The 20,030-nt window shown below is 71.2% G+C and carries 15 protein-coding genes, 1 tRNA gene and 3 pseudogenes; 14 read left to right on the plus strand and 5 right to left on the minus strand.

All coding sequences use genetic code 11. The features are described from left to right. Positions 1–44 precede the first annotated feature (44 nt). From AC07F0_RS00590 to AC07F0_RS00605, 4 genes and pseudogenes are all read left to right on the plus strand, one after another. Positions 45–307: pseudogene (locus tag AC07F0_RS00590) on the plus strand (MFS transporter); the annotation flags it as partial. A gap of 20 nt (positions 308–327) precedes the next feature. Beyond that, positions 328–852, plus strand: coding sequence for a GNAT family N-acetyltransferase (locus tag AC07F0_RS00595; RefSeq protein WP_478972373.1), 525 nt, complete (start codon positions 328–330; stop codon positions 850–852). Positions 853–1,012: 160 nt separating this feature from the next. Then, positions 1,013–1,450, plus strand: coding sequence for a DUF485 domain-containing protein (locus AC07F0_RS00600; protein WP_478972376.1), 438 nt, complete (start codon positions 1,013–1,015; stop codon positions 1,448–1,450). Next, positions 1,447–3,060 (plus strand): sodium/solute symporter, encoded by a 1,614-nt coding sequence (locus AC07F0_RS00605; RefSeq protein WP_478972379.1) that lies wholly within the window; start codon positions 1,447–1,449, stop codon positions 3,058–3,060. The genes AC07F0_RS00600 and AC07F0_RS00605 overlap by 4 nt, the downstream gene beginning before the upstream one ends. A 366-nt stretch (positions 3,061–3,426) precedes the next feature. Here AC07F0_RS00605 and AC07F0_RS00610 read toward each other — a convergent pair. The 3 genes and pseudogenes from AC07F0_RS00610 to AC07F0_RS00620 all read right to left on the minus strand — a co-directional run. Then, positions 3,427–3,645, minus strand: a pseudogene (locus tag AC07F0_RS00610) (cellulose-binding protein); the annotation flags it as partial. 143 nt (positions 3,646–3,788) lie between these two features. Then, positions 3,789–6,539 carry an SUKH-4 family immunity protein gene (locus AC07F0_RS00615; RefSeq protein WP_478972382.1) on the minus strand — a complete coding sequence of 917 codons (2,751 nt, stop codon included), beginning with the start codon at positions 6,537–6,539 and terminating at the stop codon, positions 3,789–3,791. An 8-nt stretch (positions 6,540–6,547) separates the two neighbouring features. Continuing rightward, the gene (locus AC07F0_RS00620; protein WP_478972384.1) at positions 6,548–7,552 is read right to left on the minus strand and encodes an SMI1/KNR4 family protein; all 1,005 of its coding nucleotides are present in this window, start codon (positions 7,550–7,552) and stop codon (positions 6,548–6,550) included. 387 nt (positions 7,553–7,939) lie between these two features. Here AC07F0_RS00620 and AC07F0_RS00625 point away from each other — a divergent pair, with 387 nt between their 5' ends. Both AC07F0_RS00625 and AC07F0_RS00630 read left to right on the plus strand, forming a co-directional pair. Continuing rightward, positions 7,940–8,530, plus strand: a complete 591-nt coding sequence (locus AC07F0_RS00625; protein ID WP_478972387.1) for a YwqJ-related putative deaminase — start codon at positions 7,940–7,942, stop codon at positions 8,528–8,530. Positions 8,531–8,603: 73 nt separating this feature from the next. Beyond that, positions 8,604–9,098, plus strand: a complete 495-nt coding sequence (locus AC07F0_RS00630; RefSeq protein WP_478972389.1) for an SUKH-3 domain-containing protein — start codon at positions 8,604–8,606, stop codon at positions 9,096–9,098. A 46-nt stretch (positions 9,099–9,144) separates the two neighbouring features. Here AC07F0_RS00630 and AC07F0_RS00635 read toward each other — a convergent pair whose 3' ends face one another. Next, positions 9,145–10,443 carry a sensor histidine kinase gene (locus tag AC07F0_RS00635; protein WP_478972392.1) on the minus strand — a complete coding sequence of 433 codons (1,299 nt, stop codon included), beginning with the start codon at positions 10,441–10,443 and terminating at the stop codon, positions 9,145–9,147. Positions 10,444–10,610: 167 nt separating this feature from the next. Here AC07F0_RS00635 and AC07F0_RS00640 point away from each other — a divergent pair. From AC07F0_RS00640 to AC07F0_RS00675, 8 genes and pseudogenes are all read left to right on the plus strand, one after another. Further along, positions 10,611–11,472 (plus strand): annotated as a pseudogene (locus AC07F0_RS00640) (terminase gpP N-terminus-related DNA-binding protein). 14 nt (positions 11,473–11,486) lie between these two features. Next, positions 11,487–11,562: transfer RNA gene (locus AC07F0_RS00645), tRNA-Gln, on the plus strand. A 132-nt stretch (positions 11,563–11,694) separates the two neighbouring features. After that, a complete protein-coding gene (gene glmU, locus AC07F0_RS00650) occupies positions 11,695–13,140 on the plus strand; it encodes a bifunctional UDP-N-acetylglucosamine diphosphorylase/glucosamine-1-phosphate N-acetyltransferase GlmU (protein WP_478972395.1) in 1,446 nt (481 codons plus the stop codon). Between the two features lie 136 nt (positions 13,141–13,276). After that, the gene (locus tag AC07F0_RS00655; protein ID WP_306966257.1) at positions 13,277–14,257 is read left to right on the plus strand and encodes a ribose-phosphate diphosphokinase; all 981 of its coding nucleotides are present in this window, start codon (positions 13,277–13,279) and stop codon (positions 14,255–14,257) included. A gap of 195 nt (positions 14,258–14,452) precedes the next feature. Then, positions 14,453–15,046, plus strand: a complete 594-nt coding sequence (locus AC07F0_RS00660) for a 50S ribosomal protein L25/general stress protein Ctc (RefSeq protein ID WP_478972398.1) — start codon at positions 14,453–14,455, stop codon at positions 15,044–15,046. A gap of 69 nt (positions 15,047–15,115) precedes the next feature. Next, positions 15,116–15,718 (plus strand): aminoacyl-tRNA hydrolase, encoded by a 603-nt coding sequence (gene pth / locus AC07F0_RS00665; RefSeq protein ID WP_436730332.1) that lies wholly within the window; start codon positions 15,116–15,118, stop codon positions 15,716–15,718. Between the two features lie 42 nt (positions 15,719–15,760). Beyond that, entirely contained in the window at positions 15,761–16,264 is a 504-nt protein-coding gene (locus AC07F0_RS00670) for a hypothetical protein (protein ID WP_478973549.1), read from the plus strand. Between the two features lie 137 nt (positions 16,265–16,401). After that, positions 16,402–17,103: an LPXTG cell wall anchor domain-containing protein gene (locus AC07F0_RS00675; RefSeq protein WP_478972401.1), complete on the plus strand. Its 702-nt coding sequence runs from the start codon at positions 16,402–16,404 to the stop codon at positions 17,101–17,103. 65 nt (positions 17,104–17,168) lie between these two features. Here the strand turns inward: AC07F0_RS00675 and ppc are convergent, their stop codons facing one another. Then, entirely contained in the window at positions 17,169–19,901 is a 2,733-nt protein-coding gene (gene ppc, locus AC07F0_RS00680; protein ID WP_478972404.1) for a phosphoenolpyruvate carboxylase, read from the minus strand. Positions 19,902–20,030: the final 129 nt, after the last annotated feature.

Genomic DNA, 20,030 nt, shown 5'->3' on the forward strand with positions numbered 1-20,030 from the left:
GGCGGCAGGTAGGTGCAAGGGGCAGGCAGACACCAGGGGGAGGGCCCTGCCGCCAGACCGGCCAGACGATCGGCGCGGCGGTCATCGGCGCGGTCGCCAACGGGGTGCTGGCCGCCCGGCTCGGCGGTACGGGCGACCTCGACTCGGTGACCCGGGCCCTCGGTTCGGGCACCGCGCCGGAGGCGACCCGGCGGGCGATCGCCGACGCGGTGCACGCCGTCTACCTGGGCGCGTCCTGCGCGGCGGCGGTGGCGTTCCTGGTGCTGCTGTTCCTCGCCCCCGGAAATTCCCGGTGCTCAAGGACTGACCGTACGTATCCTCCCGCCCATGCTGACCTTGGAACGGCTCCGGGCCGATCACGCGGACGCGCTGCTGGCCTTCGAGCGGGAGAACCGGGCGTACTTCGCCCGCACGGTTCCGGACCGCGGAGACGCCTTCTTCACGGCGGAGGGCTTCGCCGAACGCCTCCGGGCGCTCCTCGCGGAGCAGGACGCGGGCGTGTGCCGCTTCCATGTCGTCCTGGACGAGGAGGGGAACCTGGTCGGCCGGGTCAACCTGCTCGACTTGGCGGACGGCTGCGCCGAACTCGGTTACCGGGTGGGCGAACGGGCCGCGGGCCGTGGCGTGGCGACGGCGGCCGTCGCCCAGGTGTGCCGCCTGGCCGCCTCCGACTACGGGCTGACCTCCCTCACCGCGGTCACCCATCTGGACAACCGGGCCTCCATGACGGTCCTGGCCCGCAACGGCTTCACACCCGTCGAGGACACCGTCGTGGACGGCCGCCCCGCAGTGCGCCACGTACGGCGGGACTTGGCCTTCGCGCCACCGACACCTCCGGCGAACATGCGTTAACGCGGGTAACACCCGAGGTCAGAAAGGCAAGCGCATACCGACCAATCAGTTTGCCGAAACTCTCGCGCTGTCCGGGTACTCCGAAGTAACGTGCGTGGCCGCTCCCCCCACCTCCCTGCGGTCCGCCGCACCGGAACCGATCCGCGCAAGGAGCACCGGGATGTCCTACGACCCGCCGCCACCGTCCTACCCGTACCGCCCGCCGGATTCCTCGCCCTCCTACGACACCTATCCCTGGGTGCCGCAGCAGGAGCCCGAACCGGTCGGCAGGCGTCCGCAGCGCCGTGTCGCGCTCGGGCACCACAGCGACCTGCGGGTGCTGCGCAGCGCCTACCGCTGGCAGCGGCGCGTGGCCACGCTCACCGCGCTCGGCTACTTCGTCCTGTTCCTGATCCTGTCGGCGTTCGCCCCGTCCTTCATGACGAGCACCGTCACCGACGGCCTGCCCACCGGTCTGCTGCTCGCGCTCGTCCAGGTCCCCGTGACCTGGCTGGCGATCGTCCTGTACGAGCAGACGGCCCGCCGCCGCGTCGACCCGATCGCCGACCGGATACGCAAGCAGGCCGAACTGGACGCCAGGCGGGAGGGAACGCGGTGACCACCGAGTTCAGCGGCAACGCCCAGGCGATGTCGCTCGTGGGCTTCACGGCGGTGGCCACGATCACGCTCCTGCTGTGCGTGATGACGGGCCCGGACCGGGACGACCTCGACGAGTTCTACACCGGCTACAGCTCCCTGTCCCCCATGCGCAACGGCCTGGCGGTCGCCGGCGACTACATCTCCGCCGCGACCGTCCTCGGCACGGGCGGCGTGATCGCCCTGTTCGGCTACGACGGGACCGTACTGGCCCTCAGTACGGCGCTGTCCCTGATGCTGCTGATGTTCCTGCTGGCCGAACCGCTGCGCAACGCGGGCCGGTTCACCATGGGCGACGCGCTGACCCGCCGCATGCCGGGACGCGGCGTGCGGATGGCGGCCTGTGGGGTGACCCTGGCGGCGCTGCTGCCACTGATGGTCGTGCAGCTGGCGGGGACCGGGCAGCTGATGGCGTTCGTCCTCGGCTTCTCGGGCGAGTCGTTGCAGACGGGCTGCATCGTCGGCGTGGGCGCGCTGATGATCAGTTACGCGGCGATCGGCGGGATGAAGGGCACCGCACTCATCCAGATCCTGAAGATCGTGATGCTGCTCGGCTCCGGCATGGTGGTCGCCGTGCTGATCCTCAACCGGTTCGACTGGGACCCGGGGGCCCTGTTCAACGCGGCCGCCGCGAACAGCGGTGTGGGCAAGGCGTTCCTCTCCTCGGGGCTCCAGTTCGCGAGCGGCCCCAGCCCCGACCTGGACATGATCACCGCGCAGCTGACGGTCGTCCTCGGCGGTGGCGTACTGCCGCACGTCACCATGCGCATGTACACCGCCTCCAGTGCACGGCAGGTGCGGCGTTCGATGTCCTGGGCGGTGTCGGGCGTGGCGCTGTTCGTGCTGATCATCACGGTCGTCGGCTTCGGCGCGACCGCGCTGGTCGGCCGGGCGGTGATCGCGCAGGTCGACCCGCAGGGCAACACCGCGTACCTGCTGGGTTCGCAGGCGGCGTTCGGCGCGGACGTGTCGTCGGCGGAGACGTTCCTGTTCACGACCGTCACCACGGCGGTCTTCCTCACGCTGCTCGCCTCGGTCGCCGGGATGATCCTCGCCTGCGCCAACTCCCTCGCGCACGACGTGTTCGCGGCGCGGGTGCGGGAGATGTCACCGCGCCGCGAGATGACACTGGCGCGGCTGTCGGCGCTGGCCGTGGGCATCCCGGCGATCCTCCTGGCCACACTCGTCCAGCATCACAGCCTGCAGCCCCTGGTGACGCTGTCGTTCTGCCTGGGTGCCTCGGCCATCGCGCCCGCACTGGTCTACAGCCTCTTCTGGCGCCGCTACACGCGAACGGGCCTGCTGAGCACCCTCATCGGCGGCTCGCTGGCGGTCCTGCTGCTGATGCCGGGCACCAACCTGGTCTCCGGCTCGCCCGTCTCCGCCTTCCCCGACGCCGACTTCAACTGGTTCCCGTTCACCACGACCGGCCTGCTCTCCATCCCCCTGGGCTTCGCCTGCGGCTGGCTGGGCACCCTGGCCTCCGGCCGCCGCAAGTCGGAGGAACAACGCCACGAGTACGAGGCGGTGGAGGGCTGGATCCTGGCGGGCGCGGTACGCAGGGACCGCTGACACACAGGGCACGAGGGCCGGCGGCGCCGTCGGCAACGCGCGGGCCGGCCGGGTTCGGCGGCACCGCCGACGCACAGCCGCCGGCCGGTGATCGACGGCGCCCTGCCGGCGCCGCACGGAAGCGGCGGCCAACGGACGACAGCGTCGCGCAAGGCGCGCTCGTCGCCGACGCCCTGCCGGCATCACGCCGAATCGACGGCCGGCGGGCGGTTGGCGGCAGCGTCGGCAAGGCGCTGGCCGGCTGGTGGCCAGTGGCGACGCCAACACGCAGCCGGTGGGCCGGTGGTCGACGGTGCCCGGGCCGCGTGGCGCAGACACGGCCAGCAGACGCCGACGCCGGCAACGCACCGGCCAGCCGGTAGCCGGCGACTCGTAGGTCTGCGGGACCAGCCGCGCCACGGCGTCCCGCAGCCGCTCCAGTTCCGCGTCCATCTGCCGGGCGAGCACCGTCAGCCGGGCCACCCTCTCCCAGGCCGCGTCACGGTCGCCGGAGAGGGCCTCGGCGTACTCGTCGACCTGCTCGGGACGGTAACCGCGCCCCCGCACGGCCAGGAAGCCGTGCGGGGACACCGATGCGCTGCTCATACCGGGGTCCCTCTCCACCACGCCGACGCGCGATCGAGCACGAAATGGGATGATTTCGCGCACATCTTGGTGGATCAGGCGGAAGTATCCATAACACGACACTCCACACAGAGGTCACTCCAGGACACCTCAGCGGCGACGCCTCACAGCAGTCCGTCCCACATCTGCTCCAGCAGCACCGACCACCAGCTCTCCGGCGACCCGAGCGCCGCCGGGTCGAGCGCGGCCAACTGCGCCTGGAAGTCGACGGTCCAACGGCCCGCCTGCTCCTGGTTCAGACCGAACCGCAGCCGCCACATCCGCCCGAGCAGCGCCAGGCAGCGCGCGAACTCCGGCAGCCCGGTGTTCACGAACTGCGGCGGTACGGGCGCCCCGCCCGGCCCCGGCTCCACCGGCACCGCGACGATGTTCGCCGTGCCGTACTGCACGCAGATCGCCTTGCCGAAGTCGCTGCCCATCACCAGGTAGGACCCGGCGTCGGGGGCCGGCTGCACACCGCGCTCGGCCGCCAGCTCCGCCAGCGTCGGCACGGGCCGGCCCGGCTGCGCCTGCGCCCAGAAGAAGGGGCCCATGTCCATCGGCAGGCCCGCCGCCACCAGCGTGTGCGCCACGACCGGCGGCACACCCTGCCGGGACACGGCGGCCTGCTCGAACCGGAACACCCCCGGCCCGAACGCGGCACCCAGCTCCTGCGCGATGGCCTCCGGCGGAATCGGCGGTACCGCCTGCACCGGCGGCAGCGGCGCCCGCACCGGAGCCGGACGCGCCGGACCGTCCGCCACCTGGTGCAACTCGCCCTGGTGGGCCAGCAGTTGCTGCATGCCCTGCTGCCGGCTCGCGTGGTCCGTACCGTACGGCGCGATGCTCGTGATCCGCGCCTGCGGCCACTGCTCCCGGATCATCCGCGCGCAGTACGCACCCGGCAGCTCGCACGACTCCAGCTCGGTGTGCAGCTCCAGCACCTGGTCCGGCGGCACGTTCATGGCCCGCAGCTCGTGGAAGATCTGCCACTCCGGGTGCGGCGTACCCGGCGCCGAACGCCGGATCAGCTGCTGCTCGGAACCGTCCTGCGCGCGGTAGCGCAGCACGGCCTGGTAGCCGGGGCCGACCGTCGGCTGTCCGGTGGGCTGCTGCGGATAGCCGTACGCCGGAGGCTGCCCGGGGGCGGGCTGACCGGGCGGCGGCATCGCACCGGGCGGCATCCCACCCGGGGGCATGGGGCCGGGCGGCATCCCGCCCTGCGGCATCGCACCGGGCGGCACCGCACCCGGCATCCCACCCGGCGGCGGCATCGGCGGCGCACCGGGCACGCCAGGAGCGCCCGGTGCGGCGGGTGGTGCGCCGGGGGCCTGCGGCGGCGGAGGCACGCCGGGGCCACCCGCCGGAGGCGCGGCCAGCATGGTCTCCGCGTGATGCACGGGACCCGGGCCGCCGGGAGCACCCGGCGCGCCAGGCGGCTGGGGGGCGCCAGGCCCACCAGGCCCTCCGGGTGCACCAGGCGCGCCCGGAGGAGCCGGAGGCCCGGGAGGCCCGGGAGGCTGCGGCGCGCCCGGGGCGCCCCGACCGGGGTCGGCCAGCATCGTCGCGGCATGGTGGACACCCCCCGGGGGCGTACCACCTGGAGCGCCGGGCGGGTTCGGAGCACCAGGCGGGTTCGGGGCGCCAGGAGGCTGCGGCGCACCGGGCGGATTCGGCGCACCAGGAGGCTGCGGCGCACCGGGCGGATTCGGCGCACCAGGAGGCCCCGGCGGCTGCTGGGGAGGCAGCGGCGCACCGGCGCCCTCGCTGCCGGGGCCCCCAGGCGCCCCAGGCCCCTCCGGCCCAAGCGCCGACACAAGCTGCGTAGGCACGTAACCACCCGCGGGCGTACCCGGCGCCCCGGGCCCCGACGGCGCAGGCATACTGCCCGGCCGCGCACCCGGCGTCCCGGGAGCGCCCGGCGGAGGCGGCGTCGTCGGACCCGAGCCCCGTCCACGACCCGGCGGCGGACTCGCCTTGCTGGTCGCGGCGTCGGCGATGTCCCCGGCGTTCGGCGCGAGCGGCCGCGCAGGCGTACCCGGCCCGGCCGGCGGCTGCGGCACACCGGCGGAACCGGCAGGACCCGCAGGCCCGGCCGCACCCGGACCGGCACCCTGACCGCCCTGCGCGTTCGGCTCGTCGATCGCCGGTGACACCGCCGTCGGCGGAAGCCCGCTGCCGCCCGACATCAGCGCCGTCTTGGCGTCGGGCGCCGACGGCGGCGGCGTGTCCCCGTCGGTCTCGCTCAGCGGCGGCGCGAAAACCGTCGCGGGGAGCGGTACGGAACGGTCGTCACCGGCATCGCCGTTGGTGTCCGTACCGGCCCAGGGCGTAGCCCCGGCAGGCGCACCCGGCGCCCCCACCCCCGAGCCACTCCCCGAGTCGCTCCCCACGGCAGCGGGCCAGGAGGCACCAGAACCGGCATCACCAGCCCCGGCACCAGAGGCAGACGCCGCAGTGGCGCCCTCACCCCCCTGCGCACCCGCCCCCCGCCGATCCGGAATCCCCAGCTTGTCCGCCGCGTCCTGCAACCACTCCGGCGGAGTCAGCAGGAAGGACGTCTGGTTCAGGTCCACCCGGGCCGCCGGAGCCGGCGCCGGTTCCTGGGCCGTGTCCGGACGGCCGTACTCCTCCTCGTACCGGCGGATCACCTCACCCACCGGCAACCCCGGCCACAGGGTCGCCTCGCCGCTGTCCCGCGCGATCACCAGCCGCTGCGCGCCGCCGTCGGAACGCGGCCCGTCCGCCCGGTCCTCCGCCCACACCACGAACCCGAGGTCGAACTCCCGCACCCGCACCTCACGATGCTGGTACGACGGCACGTCCCCGTTGATCCACTCTTCCGCGCGCTCCTGCGCCTGCGCGAACGTCACCATCGCTGAAGTCACTCCCCCACGGCCGAGGACGACACCGCACCCACCGGCACCACACGCGCGAACCCGCCGTCCACCATCAGATTCGCCACCGTCTCCAACTCCGGCGGATTACCGGCCAGCCGCGACAGGAAGACGTCGAAGTCCTCCCCGCACGGCAGCAGCAGCCGCTCCACCCGCTCCGCCGGCGGCAGCGCGGGATCCACGTCCCGGGCGTCGTCGTACGCGCAGAACCACACCGAACCGATCCGCTCGCCCTTCACCTTCACGGCAAGCAGCCCGCCCTGGACGAACCCGACACACAGGAAGTCCTTGGTCAGATGGTCACGCAGACACTTGTTGACGTACACCAGGTCGTTGACGGCCGCCTCGTCCCGCACGGTGAAGAACGGCTGGTCGATCAGCAGCCCCAGCTCCGCATCCAGCGCGGCACCCACCGGCGCACAGCCCCCCGCCGCCTTCAGGAACGACCGGTACGGCCCCGGCAGCCGGTAGCCGAGGTCCTCCTCGGCCCCCTGCACCTGCGTCTCCGTCACCGCCACGCCCGACTTCGGCAACCCGAAGTGCGCCGGACGCGTCTCCTGCAACGGCCGCGTGCCCCGCTTGGACTGGTCGACGCCCGACGTCGCCACGCCGCCGTGGTGCCGCAGCAACGCCTTCACCTCGACCGGCACCAGCTCCAGCCGCCGCGTGCCCACCGCGTGGTGCCACGTCCAGCCGTGCGGCGTCGCCACCGCCGGCACCGTGTCCCACAACTCGTGCCCGGACGACGCCAGCGCCATGTTCGCCGACACGTAGTCCGTCAGCCGCAACTCGTCCACGCCGAAACCCTCCGGCGGCTCCGCGATCTCCGCGGCCGCACGCGCGTAGGGCGAGAAGTCGGGGTAACCACGCTCGTCGACCCGTACCCCTCTCGGGTGACGCGCCGCCCGGACCGGATCCGGGAAATGCACGACCTGCCCGGCGTAGGCCGCGTTCGGCGGCGCGGCTTGCTGCCCGAGCCGACCTGTCGTCATGGCGGTTGCCCCCTGCGGCACTCTGTACGACCCGTATTTCACCACCCTTGGCGCACTACGGCCCGTATCGACTGTCACGTCTTCTGTCTCAACTGCTGTGCACCTCGGTACACATCACCGCACGCGCCCACCTCACGGATCACCCTCCGGTTCACCACATCGATCTCCGAACGGATCACCGCATCGCCCGCGGTGCCGACAGCCTATGCGGTACGACGACACCGGTCACCGGCACCAGCCGGCCGCCCTCCGCCTCCGTGACCAGCCGTCACCCCACCGTGACGGCACGCCCCGGTACGGGCGTGTCACCGCGCCCCAGCTTCCGCACCAGCCACGCCATTTGGCAGTCTGTGACCCCCGGGGGGATGCACGGAGGGGTATACGATCATGAACGCGACACAGACGGGACCACACACCGGCAGGTCCGCCGACCCACGACACGGCGACCCCCGGGGCGGCGCCCCACGAGACGGCAACGAGCGCACCGGCGACCCCAGAGGCGGCGACCCCCGCATCGGCTGGAGCGCCACCGAAGCGACCCACGCCCCCGTCCTCCACCACCGCCGCGACGGCATCCTCCCCACCGTCGCCGCCGCCCTCTCCGTCCGCGGCGCCACCCTCACCGGCACCGCCGCCCGCGGCGACACACCCCCCGCACTCCACCCCCTCGTCCAGGACTTCCTGGACACCCTCACCAGCGCCCAGCGCGACCGCTTCACCGGCCGCTGCGCCGAAACCATCCTCATCTCCCGGCACATCACCGCCGCCGACGCCGCCCGCAGCAAACGCGCCGCACGCAAACCCATGACCAACGGCGAAGCCCGCAAAGCCCTCAAGCAGGCCAAACTCACCGCCCGCCGCATCCGCGAGGACGGCGACCCCCTCCACGGCAGCTTCGCCACCCCCTGCCGCGCCTGCACCGCGCTCAGCGCCCACTTCGGCGTCCGCATAGTCGACCCGGCGGCCACAACCGGCTGACACGCCCCACACACCGAAAACACCGCCGCCACCCTGCGCCCGCCACCCATGACCTCGACGAGACGAAGGGCAGATGCACACCGACCGCACGTCCACCACCCGCTTCGCCGTACAAGTCGACGCCGCCCTGCGCGCCGCCGGCTGGCAACCCGGACGCTGGGACATCAAACAGGCCGAGATCTGGGCCGACGCCCTGCGCGACCACACCTCACCCGCCGGCCACCGCCACACCGTCTTCCCCGCGGCCGTCGAAGCCTGGGCCGAATTCGGCGGACTCCACATCACCCCCACCGGCCCCGGCCGCCAGGTCGCCCCCGCCACCCTCCACCTGGACCCACTGCACGGCCTCCACATGGCCCGCACCCTCGGCGACCTCGGCCGCGCCCTCGGCACCGAGGTCTGCCCCCTCGGCGCCGAAACCGACAGCCAGGCCCTCCTCGCCATCGACACCGAAGGCCGCGTCTACACCCTCGACCACACCGGCGACTGGTACCTCGGCGCCCACATCGACCAGGCCCTGTCCACCCTCATCGCCGGCACGGAACCGACCCGCCTGACCACCGGCTGACGACACCGACGGGAAACAACGACCAGCCAACGCCCCCCGCCGAGGGCTACGACGCCGGAATCACCGCAGACACCCGAAAACCCCCCGCGTCCGTCGGCCCGGACACGAACACCCCGCCCAGCGCGGCAACCCGCTCCTTCATCCCCACCAACCCGTTCCCCCCGGACGGCAACCGCGCCGACGACGCCGCCGCCTCCGGCGGCTCGTTCTCCACCTGCATCGCGATCTCCGACACCCGATGCGCCAGCCGCACATACGTCTTCGCCCCCGCCGCGTGCTTGTGGACGTTCGTCAACGCCTCCTGCACCACCCGGTACGCCGTCTGCTCCACCTCCGGCGCATACGGCCGGGCATCGCCCTCCACCGTCAGATCCACCACCATCCCCGCGGCGGCCGACTGCCCCACCAGATCCTCGATCTCCGCCAGACACGGCCCCTCGTCATCAGCCGCCCGCGAAGCCGCCGCCGCGGCAGCCACCCCCACCGCCGCCAGCGGCACCGACGCGGCACGCTCACGCCGCGCGTCCCCGCCACTGCGCAGCACCCCGAGCATCTCCCGCAACTCGGTCAGCGCCTGCCGCCCCATGTCCCCCACCAGCGCGGCGTTCTTGACGGCCTTCTCGGGATCCTTCCGCGCCACCGCCTGCAGCGCCGCCGCATGCACCACCATCAGACTCACCCGGTGCGCGACGACATCGTGCATCTCCCGGGCGATCCGCGTCCGCTCCTCGTTCCGGGCCCACTCGGCCCGCTCCTCCGCCCGCTCGGCCAGCAGCTGAAGCTCCCGCTCCAGACTGTCCGCCCGCTCCCGCAGGCTCTCCATCAGCCGCCGCCGGGCCCCCACGTACAGACCGAGCAGCACCGGGGGCGCCGTGAAGCCCAGCGACATCGTGACGGCGGCGAAGGGTACGAACCAGTCCCCCAGGTCCAAGTCCCCCCGCGACACGTCCTGCCGCGTCTTCACGAACGTCACGATCAACGTGCCCACCAGCGACATCCCCGCCAGCGAGGCGATGATCCGCCGGGGCAACTCGGCGGCGGCCAGCGTGTACAGGCCGACCACGCCCATCAGGAAGCCCATCTCGGCCGGCGTGATGGCGATCGAGACCAGCACGACGGCGATCGGCCAACGCCGCCGCACCACCAGCACGGAACCGGCCACCAGCCCGAACAGGATCCCCGCCGGCACCGGAATCCCCGCATCCCTTGCGAACGGGATCCCCTCCAGCCCGCACTCCAGCGCGGACACCACGGCCAGACTCACATCGAACACGGCACTACGCCGTCTGGCCCACCACCACGGCCCTCCCCGGGCCGTCACATGGTCTTCCCCCGTCGCGGTCATGCCTCCAGCCTACGGGCGGCCCCGGCCGGTTTTCCGGCGAGTTTCCCGGACTGGCCCACACCACACTCCGTGACCGTTCGGCTGCGATACGGCCCGATATCCCTCGAACTGCTGAATCGCTCACCGTTCGACCCCGGAGCCCTCCATTCCGCCCGAACGGTATGCGTATGACACATGCACCCGGCAAATACGCCGACTTCGAAGGACTGCGGGAACGGGCAGTGACCCTGCGACGCTCGGGCTGCAGCCTCCGCCGGATCCGCGACGAGCTGAAGATCTTCAACAACGACATCCCCCAACCAACTGGTGAAGGGCGAGCCGCCACCGGCCTGGACGAAGCGCCCGAACGCGAAGGACGACCTCCGGGAAAGGGCCCGGGAACTCCGGCTCCAGGGCTGGACGTACGACCAGATCGAGGCGGAGCTGGGGTGCTCGAGGAGCTCGGTGTCGCTGTGGGTGAGGGACCTCCCGAAGCCGGAGCCCCGGTACACCCCGGAGGAACAGCGGGCGCTCATGCAAGCGGGTCTCGCCCGGCTCCGCGCCTCGCAGGACGAAGAGCGCAAGCGCACCAAGGAAGTCGCAACACAGGAGGTGGGTGACCTCACGGACAGGGAGCTGTTCCTGACGGGGGTCGCGCTCTACTGGGCGGAGGGCGCCAAGAGCAAGCCGTACGACCGGCGCGAGAGGGTCGTCTTCGTCAACAGTGACCCGGGAGTGATCCGTGTCTACCTCGCCTGGCTCGACCTGCTCGGAGTGAGCCGGGAACGCCTGCGCTTCCGGGTGCTCATCCACGAGTCAGCGGACGTGGACGCGGCGCAGCGCTATTGGGCAGACCTGGCTGACGTCGACGTGTCGGTCTTCGCCAGGCCGACGCTGAAGAAGCACAACCCCAAAACCGTCCGTAAGAACACCGGCGCCGACTACCACGGCTGTCTCGTCGTGACGGTTGCCCGAAGTGCCGAGCTGTACAACCGCATCGAAGGCTGGTGGAGCGGCATCGTTGCCCACGCTCAGGCACGTCTCCGGTAAGGTCTGAGGCGCTGTCCCCCGTGGTGTAACTGGCAGCACACTGGTTTTTGGTACCAGCAGGACAAGGTTCGAATCCTTGCGGGGGAGCCAGCGGCCCCCAGAGCCTCAGTTCGGGTCCTGCCCCCGTGACCCCCCGGTCAGGCCCCACACCCTCACCCCCCACAAAACCCCCCGGTATCCTGCGGATGTCACCCCACCCCATCCACAGCCGAAGGGCATCCCGTGAGCGCCAACCGCCCGGCAGCCGTCGTCGTTCTCGCAGCGGGTGAGGGCACCCGTATGAAGTCGGCCACACCCAAGGTCCTGCACGAGCTCTGCGGCCGCAGTCTCGTGGGACACGTGCTCGCCGCCTCGGGCGAGCTGGACCCCGAGAACCTGGTCGTCGTGGTCGGCCACGCCCGTGAGCAGGTCACCGCCCACCTCGGCGAGATCGCCCCGGACGTCCGCACGGCGGTACAGGCGGAGCAGAACGGCACCGGGCACGCCGTACGGATGGGACTGGAGGCGCTCGGCGGGTCCGTCGACGGGACGGTCGTCGTCGTGTGCGGGGACACTCCCCTGCTGACCGGCGAGACGCTGCGGGTGCTCGCCGCCACCCACGCGGAGGACGGCAACGCGGTCACCGTGCTGTCCGCCGAGGTGCCGGACGCGACCGGCTACGGCCGGATCGTGCGGGACGACTCGGGTGCCGTGACGGCGATCGTGGAGCACAAGGACGCCACCGAGGCCCAGCGGTCGATCCGGGAGATCAACTCGGGGGTGTTCGCGTTCGACGGGCAGTTGCTCGCCGACGCGCTGAAGAAGGTGCGGACGGACAACAGCCAGGGCGAGGAGTACCTGACCGATGTCCTCGGCATTCTGCGTGAGGCCGGGCACCGGGTCGGGGCGTCCGTGGCGGGCGACCACCGTGAGATCGCCGGCATCAACAACCGTGTGCAGCTGTCCGAGGCTCGTCGCATTCTCAACGACCGGCTGCTCACCGAGGCGATGCTGTCCGGTGTGACGGTGATCGACCCGGCGACCACGTGGGTCGACGTCACGGTGACGTTCGAGCAGGACGCCGTCGTGCATCCGGGTACGCAGCTGCACGGGTCGACCCATCTCGGGGAGGGCGCGGAGGTCGGGCCCAACTGCCGGCTGACCGACACCCGGGTGGGTGCCGGTGCGCGTGTGGACAACACCGTGGCCGTGGGTGCGGAGGTGGGGCCCGGGGCGTCCGTCGGGCCGTACGCGTATCTGCGTCCGGGGACGCGGCTCGGCGCGAAGGGCAAGATCGGGACGTACGTGGAGACGAAGAACGCGTCGATCGGGGAGGGGACCAAGGTGCCTCACCTCTCCTATGTCGGTGACGCGACGATCGGTGATTTCTCCAACATCGGTGCCGCGAGCGTGTTCGTGAACTACGACGGTCAGGAGAAGCACCACACGACCATCGGTTCGCATTGCCGTACGGGCTCGGACAACATGTTTGTGGCGCCTGTCACGGTCGGGGACGGCGCGTACACCGCCGCCGGGTCCGTGATCACCAAGGATGTGCCGCCCGGTTCGCTGGCCGTGGCCCGTGGTCAGCAGCGGAATATCGAGGGTTGGGTGGCTCGGAAGCGTCCGGGGAGCGCGGCCGCGAAGGCGGCCGAGGCGGCTTCCCGGGGGTCGGCCGAGGAGGGCTGACCGGAAACCGGTGCCTGAAACACGGCGTACGGTGATAAGTGCACACCCGCACCCCCACCAGCTGAGACGGCCTCTCGCAAGCCGGCTGAGAGGTCTCTCGAAACCCCAGCTGCGACACCTCTGAGGAGACAGTGCTGTGACCGGGATCAAGACGACCGGCGAGAAGAAGTTGATGTTCTTCTCCGGCCGCGCCCACCCCGAGCTTGCCGAGGAGGTCGCCCAGCAGTTGGGTGTCGGGGTTGTCCCGACGAAGGCCTTCGACTTCGCCAACGGTGAGATCTATGTGCGTTATCAGGAGTCGGCACGCGGTGCCGACTGCTTCCTGATCCAGAGCCACACGGCTCCGATCAACAAGTGGATCATGGAGCAGTTGATCATGATCGATGCGCTGAAGCGCGCGTCGGCCCGCTCCATCACCGTCATCGTGCCGTTCTACGGTTACGCGCGGCAGGACAAGAAGCACCGGGGACGTGAACCGATTTCGGCGCGTCTGATCGCGGACATGATGAAGACCGCGGGTGCGGACCGGCTGCTGACCGTGGATCTGCACACGGACCAGATCCAGGGCTTCTTCGACGGTCCGGTGGATCATCTGTTCGCGCTGCCGCTGCTGGCGGACTACGTGGGCCGGAAGGTGGACCGGCAGAAGCTGACGGTCGTGTCTCCGGACGCGGGCCGGGTGCGGGTCGCCGACCGCTGGTGCGACCGGCTGGGCGCGCCGCTGGCGATCGTGCACAAGCGCCGGGACAAGGACGTCGCGAACCAGGTCACCGTCCACGAGGTCGTGGGTGAGGTGAAGGGGCGCGTGTGTGTCCTGGTGGACGACATGATCGACACGGGCGGGACGATCTGTGCCGCGGCGGACGCGCTGTTCGCGCACGGTGCGGAGGACGTGATCGTGACGGCGACGCATGGTGTGCTGTCGGGTCCGGCGGCGGACCGGTTGAAAAACTCGCGGGTGAGTGAGTTCGTGTTCACGAACACGCTGCCGACGCCGGGTGAGCTGAGCGCGGACCTGGACAAGATCTCGGTGCTGTCGATCGCGCCGACGATCGCGAGTGCGGTGCGTGAGGTGTTCGAGGACGGTTCGGTGACGAGCCTGTTCGACGAGCAGTAGGAGCCCCTGGGCGGGCTGCTGTAGATCGTTTTGGGTGCGGCCTCCCTCGCCGAGTAGACTGCTGAAGTTGCTCGGCGAGGGAGGCCGTACCGCTTCTTCTGGAAGTTTGTGCGGCTGTCCGTTATCGACGCGCTCTTCGTAGCAGGCCGTTCGTGGCCGGGTGACCACGTCCGTTTCTGACTTCGAGGAGTGAGTATGTCCGAGGTGAAGATCTCCGCCGCGACGCGCACCGAGTTCGGCAAGGGTGCCGCGCGCCGTATCCGTCGTGAAGACAAGGTTCCGGGTGTGCTGTACGGGCACGGTTCGGATCCGCTGCACCTGACCCTGCCGGGTCACGACCTGCTGATGGCGCTGCGTACGCCGAACGTGCTGATCGCGCTGGACATCGACGGCAAGCAGAACGAGCTGGCGATTCCGAAGGCCGTGCAGCGTGACCCGCTGAAGGGTTTCCTGGAGCACGTGGACCTGCAGCTGGTGAAGCGCGGCGAGCAGGTGAACGTCGAGATCTACGTGCACACCGAGGGTGAGCTGGCCCCGGGCGGCAACCTGCTGGAGCACGTGCTGAACGCGCTGCCGGTGGTGGCTGAGGCGACGCACATCCCGGAGTCCGTGACGGTCTCCGTCGAGGGTCTGACGGCGGGTGACTCGGTCCTGGCCAAGGACATCCCGCTGCCGAAGGGCACGACGCTGGACGTCGACGGGGACACCGTCGTTCTGCAGGTCCTGGCCGCGCAGGCCGAGGAGACCGAGGGTGAGGAGTCCGGGGGCGACGAGGCTGCCGAGGCCTGATCCTCTTCGTCGTCGTTTCGTCGGCCGCTGTTCCGGTGCGGAGCAGCGGCCGACGCGTATGAAGGAGACATGGACGTGACGACCGATGCGGCCGCTCCGTGGCTGATCGTGGGGCTGGGCAATCCGGGGCCGGAGTACGCGGGGAACCGGCACAACGTGGGTTTCATGGTGGCCGATCTGCTGGCGGACCGGGTCGGGGGGAGGTTCAAGCGGGCCGGGAAGGCGCAGGCGCAGGTCGTCGAGGGCCGGATCGGGCCGCCGGGGCCGTTGAGCCGGCGGGTGATCCTGGCGAAGCCGATGTCGTACATGAATCTGTCGGGCGGGCCGGTGAACGCGCTGCGGGATTTCTACAAGGTGCCGGTCGCCCATGTGGTGGCGGTTCATGATGAGTTGGACATCGATTACGGGGTGTTGCGGCTGAAGCTGGGCGGCGGGGACAACGGGCACAACGGGCTGAAGTCGATGACGAAGGCGTTCGGGGCGGATTATCACCGGGTGCGGTTCGGGATCGGCCGGCCGCCGGGGCGGATGCCGGTGGCGGACTTCGTGCTGCGGGATTTCTCGTCGGCGGAGCGCAAGGAGCTGGACTACTTCGTGGACCGGGCGGCGGACGCGGTGGAGTGTCTGGTGATCGAGGGGCTGGAGCGGGCGCAAAGCACGTACAACTCCTGACGTGTCGCCCACGGGAGTTGACCGGCCGTGCGGGTATGGCCAATGATCCCGGCCATGCCTGCCTCTGTCGCCGCCACTCACCAGAGCGCCCATGCCGTGTTGCGGTTCGGGCGGTTCGCGGTGATGGGCACGGTCGCGGTGCTGATCCTGATCGCGGGTGTGTGGGCGTCGTGGGGTACGGCGCAGCACGTGATGCTGACGAAGGGCCGGGAGCACGGCACGGTCGATGTGACGCGGTGCGGGGCGGAGACGTGCACGGGCCGGTACGCGCCGCTGTCGGAGGGTTCGCAGCCGCGGTCGCAGGTGGTCCTGGAGAAGTCGGTCGCGGTGCAGAAGGGCCGGACCTACACGGTGGTCGTGAAGCCGGGCAGTGACGACGCGGTGCGCTCGGGTCCGGCCGGGGTGCTGTACGCGTGGGTTCCGCTGGGCGGTGCGCTGTTGCTGGCGTCGGTGGTGGTGGCGGGCGGTCTGCTGCGCACGCGGGCGGCGTGGGTGATGGCCTTGTCGGGGGTGGCGTTGCTGACGGCGGCTTTCGTGTCCGTCTGAGGGGTTCCGGCGTTCTCCATTTCTGTGGGGGGCCGAGCGTTGTCGGTTCGTGATTGACGGGCGGTCGGGCGGGGCTGGAAGCTGAGCCGCCCCCTCCACATCTTCCCGGTCACTTCTCGAAGATGGATGACTTCTCGATGCGAACTCTCTCGCGTGCCGGCGCTGTCGCCGCCGCTGCTTCCGCGGTCCTCCTGCTCGCTCCGGCCGCCCACGCGACCCCTCCCGGGGACAATGGCACGGTCAAGATCCACGACGCCTCGACGGGCGAGGAACTGCGCCGCAACGAGCCGCATGTGTGCACCTTCTACCTGGACGCTTTCGGTTTCGACGGCGTCCAGGAGGTCGACTGGCACATCAACGCGATCCCCCCGAGCGAGAACAAGGGGGAGACGGTGAAGTCCGGCGCGCTCACGCTGGACGACCAGGGCCACGGCCGTACGGAGGATCTGTCGCTGCCCGACGGGCACTACAAGCTGTTCTGGAACTTCGACGGCGAGAAGGGTGCCGCCAAGCACAAGGTGTTCTGGGCGGACTGCGAGGAGGAGGAGCCCGGCGGTTCGACGCCGTCCGGGTCGGCTTCGCCGTCGCCGTCGTCCGGGGCGTCCGAGTCGCCGTCGGCCGGGCCGGGAGCGTCGGCGTCCCCGACGTCCTCGGCGTCCCCGAGTTCGCCGGCCGGCGGGGGCGTGACCGCGTCCTCGTCGCCGCAGGGCGGTGCGGACGGTGATCTCGCCGAGACGGGCAACGGGGCGCCGGTGGGTCTGCTGTCCGGTGTGGCGGCGGCGCTGGTCGCCGGCGGTGGGTTCCTGGTGCTGCGTCGCCGGAGGCTCGGCCGCGGCTGATGTGGAACGCGCCGTGCCCCCGAGCCTGTACGGGCTCGGGGGCACGGTCGTGTCCGGGGAGCGGCTCAGCCGGTGTTGCGCAGGCCCGCTGCCACGCCGTTGACGGTGAGGAGCAGGGCGCGGGCGAGCAGCGGGTCGGGCTGCTCACCGGCGGCCGCCGCGTCGCGCTGCCGCTTGAGCAGGGCGACCTGGAGGTAGGAGATGGGGTCGAGGTAGGCGTCGCGGATGGCGAAGGTCTGCTTGAGGACGGGCTCGGCGTCCAGCAGTTCGTTCTCGCCGGTGACGCGGAGGACCTCGGCGACGGTCAGTTCGTGTTCGGCCTTGATGGTGTCGAAGACGTGCTTGAGTTCGTCGGGGACGAGGGTGTCGACGTAGTGCTGGGCGATCCGCAGGTCGGTCTTGGCCAGGGTCATCTCGACGTTGGAGATGAAGTTGCGGAAGAAGTGCCACTGTCCGTACATCTCGTCGAGGACGGTGTCCAGGCCCGCCTCGCGCAGTGCCTTGAGGCCGGAGCCGACGCCGAACCAGCCGGGGACGATCTGCCGGGACTGGGTCCAGCCGAACACCCACGGGATGGCGCGCAGGCCGTCGAGCGAGACGCCGGAGCCGGGGCGGCGGGAGGGCCGGGAGCCCAGGTGCAGGTCGGCGAGCTGGTCCACCGGCGTCGACGCGAGGAAGTACGTCGGCAGGTCGGGGTCCTCGACGAGGCGGCGGTAGGCGGCGTGGGCGGCGTCGGAGACGACGTCCATCGCGGCGTCCCAGCGGGCGAGGGCCTCGGTGGACTGGCGGGGGGCGGTGTGCAGGGCGGAGGCCTGGAGGGTGGCCGCGACGGTGAGTTCGAGGTTCTCCCGGGCCAGGGACGGGATGAGGTACTTGTCGGAGATGACCTCGCCCTGCTCGGTCACCTTGATCTCGCCCTCCAGGGTGCCCCAGGGCTGGGCGAGGATGGCGTCGTGGGTGGGGCCGCCGCCGCGGCCGACGGTGCCGCCGCGGCCGTGGAAGAGGCGCAGGCGCACGCCGTAGCGGTGGGCGACGTCGCGCAGGCGGCGCTGGGCGCGGTGGATCTCCCACTGGCTGGTGGTGATGCCGCCGAACTTGGAGGAGTCGGAGTAGCCGAGCATGACCTCCTGGACGTCGCCCCGCAGCGCGACGAGGCGCCGGTAGGACGGGTCGGAGAGCATGTCCTCCAGGATGGTGTCGGCGGCCTTGAGCTCGTCGGTGGTCTCCAGCAGCGGCACGATGCCGATCTTGGCCCAGCCGGCGTGCAGGTCGAGCAGGCCGGCTTCGCGGGCGAGGACGGCGGCGGCGAAGACGTCGTCGGCGCCCTGGCACATGGAGATGATGTACGACTCGATGACCTCGGGTCCGAAGACCTCCAGGGCCTTCTTCACGGTCTGGAAGACGCCGAGGGTCTTCTCGCCGGGGGCGTCCACGGGTGCCGGGGTGGGTGCGAGGGGGCGGCGGGAGCGCAGTTCCTTGGCGAGCAGCTTGGTGCGGTAGTCGCGGGGCATGTCCGCGTACCGCCAGGATTCCTCGCCGAGTCGGTCGAACAGCTGGCCGAGGGCGTGGTGGTGGGCGTCCGCGTGTTCGCGTACGTCCATGGTGGCGAGCTGGAGGCCGAAGGCGGCCAGGGTGCGGATGGTGCGGGCGAGGCGGCCGTCGGCGAAGAGGCCGCCGCGGTGCTCGCGCAGGGAGGTCTGGATGATCCGCAGGTCGCTGATCAGCTCGCTGGTGCCGAGGTAGTCGCGGCCCGGCACGTGTGCGGTGCCCTTGGCGAGGCGCTGCTTGGTGTTCTCCAGCTTCTGCCGGATGCAGGTGGCCTTGAGCCGGTAGGGCTCCTCGGCGTTGAGGCGCTTGTAGCGGGGGCTGATCTCGGGGAGGTTCTCCAGGTCGGCCTGGAGGGAGCTCAGCAGTTCCTCGGTGGCGCCGGCGTAGCGGATGGAGTTGGACAGGAAGCCGCGCAGCTCGTCGATCGTGTCCAGCGCGTCGTTGATGCCGTGCTCGTGCTGGAGGATGAGGACGTCCCAGGTGACCTGGGGGGTGACGTTGGGGTTGCCGTCGCGGTCGCCGCCGATCCAGGTGCCGAAGGTGAGGGGGCGGGTGTCGTCGGGGAGCTTGACCCCGGCGCGCTCCAGCTCGGCGGTGAGGTCCTCCAGGACGTCGCCGACGGCGCCGGCGTGCAGTTCGTCCAGGTAGTAGATGGCGTTGCGGGCCTCGTCGGCGGGCTCGGGGCGGACGACGCGCAGTTCGTCGGTCTGCCAGACGAGGTCGATGTTCTCGGCCAGGCGGGTGTCGAGGCGGCGGCGGTCCGACTCGATGACCGGGGTCTCCAGGAGTGCGGCGACGCGCCGGAGCTTGTTCAGGACCGACCGGCGGGCGGCCTCGGTCGGGTGGGCCGTGAACACGGGGCGGACGTTGAGGTTGCGGACCGTCTCGCGCAGGTGCTCGGGGTCGGCGTCCTTGAGCCGGTCGGCCGTGCGGGCGAGCAGTCCGCCCTCGGCGGCGCGCCGGGCGCGCAGCTCGCGGCCGCGGTGGACCTGCTCGGTGACGTTGGCCAGGTGGAAGTAGGTGGAGAACGCGCGGACCAGCTTGGCCGCGGTCTGGAGTTCGGTGCCGCGCAGCAGCTCGGCGGCGGCCTCGCCGTCCTCACGGGTGAGGCGGCGGACCTTCTCGACGAGTTCCAGGAGCTCGGGACCCTCCTGCCGGACGAGGGTCTCTCCGAGGAGGTCACCCAGTCGGCGGATGTCGGCACGCAGCTCGCTGCTCGTGGTCGTGGTCTGGTCGTCGGCACTGCTCACAGGTGCGGCTCCTTGCAGTGTTGAAGCTCGTCTGGGAGGGGGTACCCGGACGGCGTCTCGCGCGGCGGGTGCCGCATATGGATCGGACATCCGGGAGGAAATCAGAGCGGACCGCGCTGTCCGACCGAC

The sequence above is a fragment of the Streptomyces sp. NPDC045955 genome, assembly GCF_056430805.1.

Coding starts and splice junctions, on each gene's coding strand:
- AC07F0_RS00595 (WP_478972373.1), top strand. CDS start 328: ATGCTGACCTTGGAACGGCTCCGGGCCGATCACGCGGACGCGCTGCTG.
- AC07F0_RS00600 (WP_478972376.1), top strand. CDS start 1,013: ATGTCCTACGACCCGCCGCCACCGTCCTACCCGTACCGCCCGCCGGAT.
- AC07F0_RS00615 (WP_478972382.1), bottom strand. CDS start 6,539: ATGGTGACGTTCGCGCAGGCGCAGGAGCGCGCGGAAGAGTGGATCAAC.
- AC07F0_RS00620 (WP_478972384.1), bottom strand. CDS start 7,552: ATGACGACAGGTCGGCTCGGGCAGCAAGCCGCGCCGCCGAACGCGGCC.
- AC07F0_RS00625 (WP_478972387.1), top strand. CDS start 7,940: ATGAACGCGACACAGACGGGACCACACACCGGCAGGTCCGCCGACCCA.
- AC07F0_RS00630 (WP_478972389.1), top strand. CDS start 8,604: ATGCACACCGACCGCACGTCCACCACCCGCTTCGCCGTACAAGTCGAC.
- AC07F0_RS00635 (WP_478972392.1), bottom strand. CDS start 10,443: ATGACCGCGACGGGGGAAGACCATGTGACGGCCCGGGGAGGGCCGTGG.
- AC07F0_RS00660 (WP_478972398.1), top strand. CDS start 14,453: ATGTCCGAGGTGAAGATCTCCGCCGCGACGCGCACCGAGTTCGGCAAG.
- pth (WP_436730332.1), top strand. CDS start 15,116: ATGGACGTGACGACCGATGCGGCCGCTCCGTGGCTGATCGTGGGGCTG.
- AC07F0_RS00670 (WP_478973549.1), top strand. CDS start 15,761: ATGATCCCGGCCATGCCTGCCTCTGTCGCCGCCACTCACCAGAGCGCC.
- AC07F0_RS00675 (WP_478972401.1), top strand. CDS start 16,402: ATGCGAACTCTCTCGCGTGCCGGCGCTGTCGCCGCCGCTGCTTCCGCG.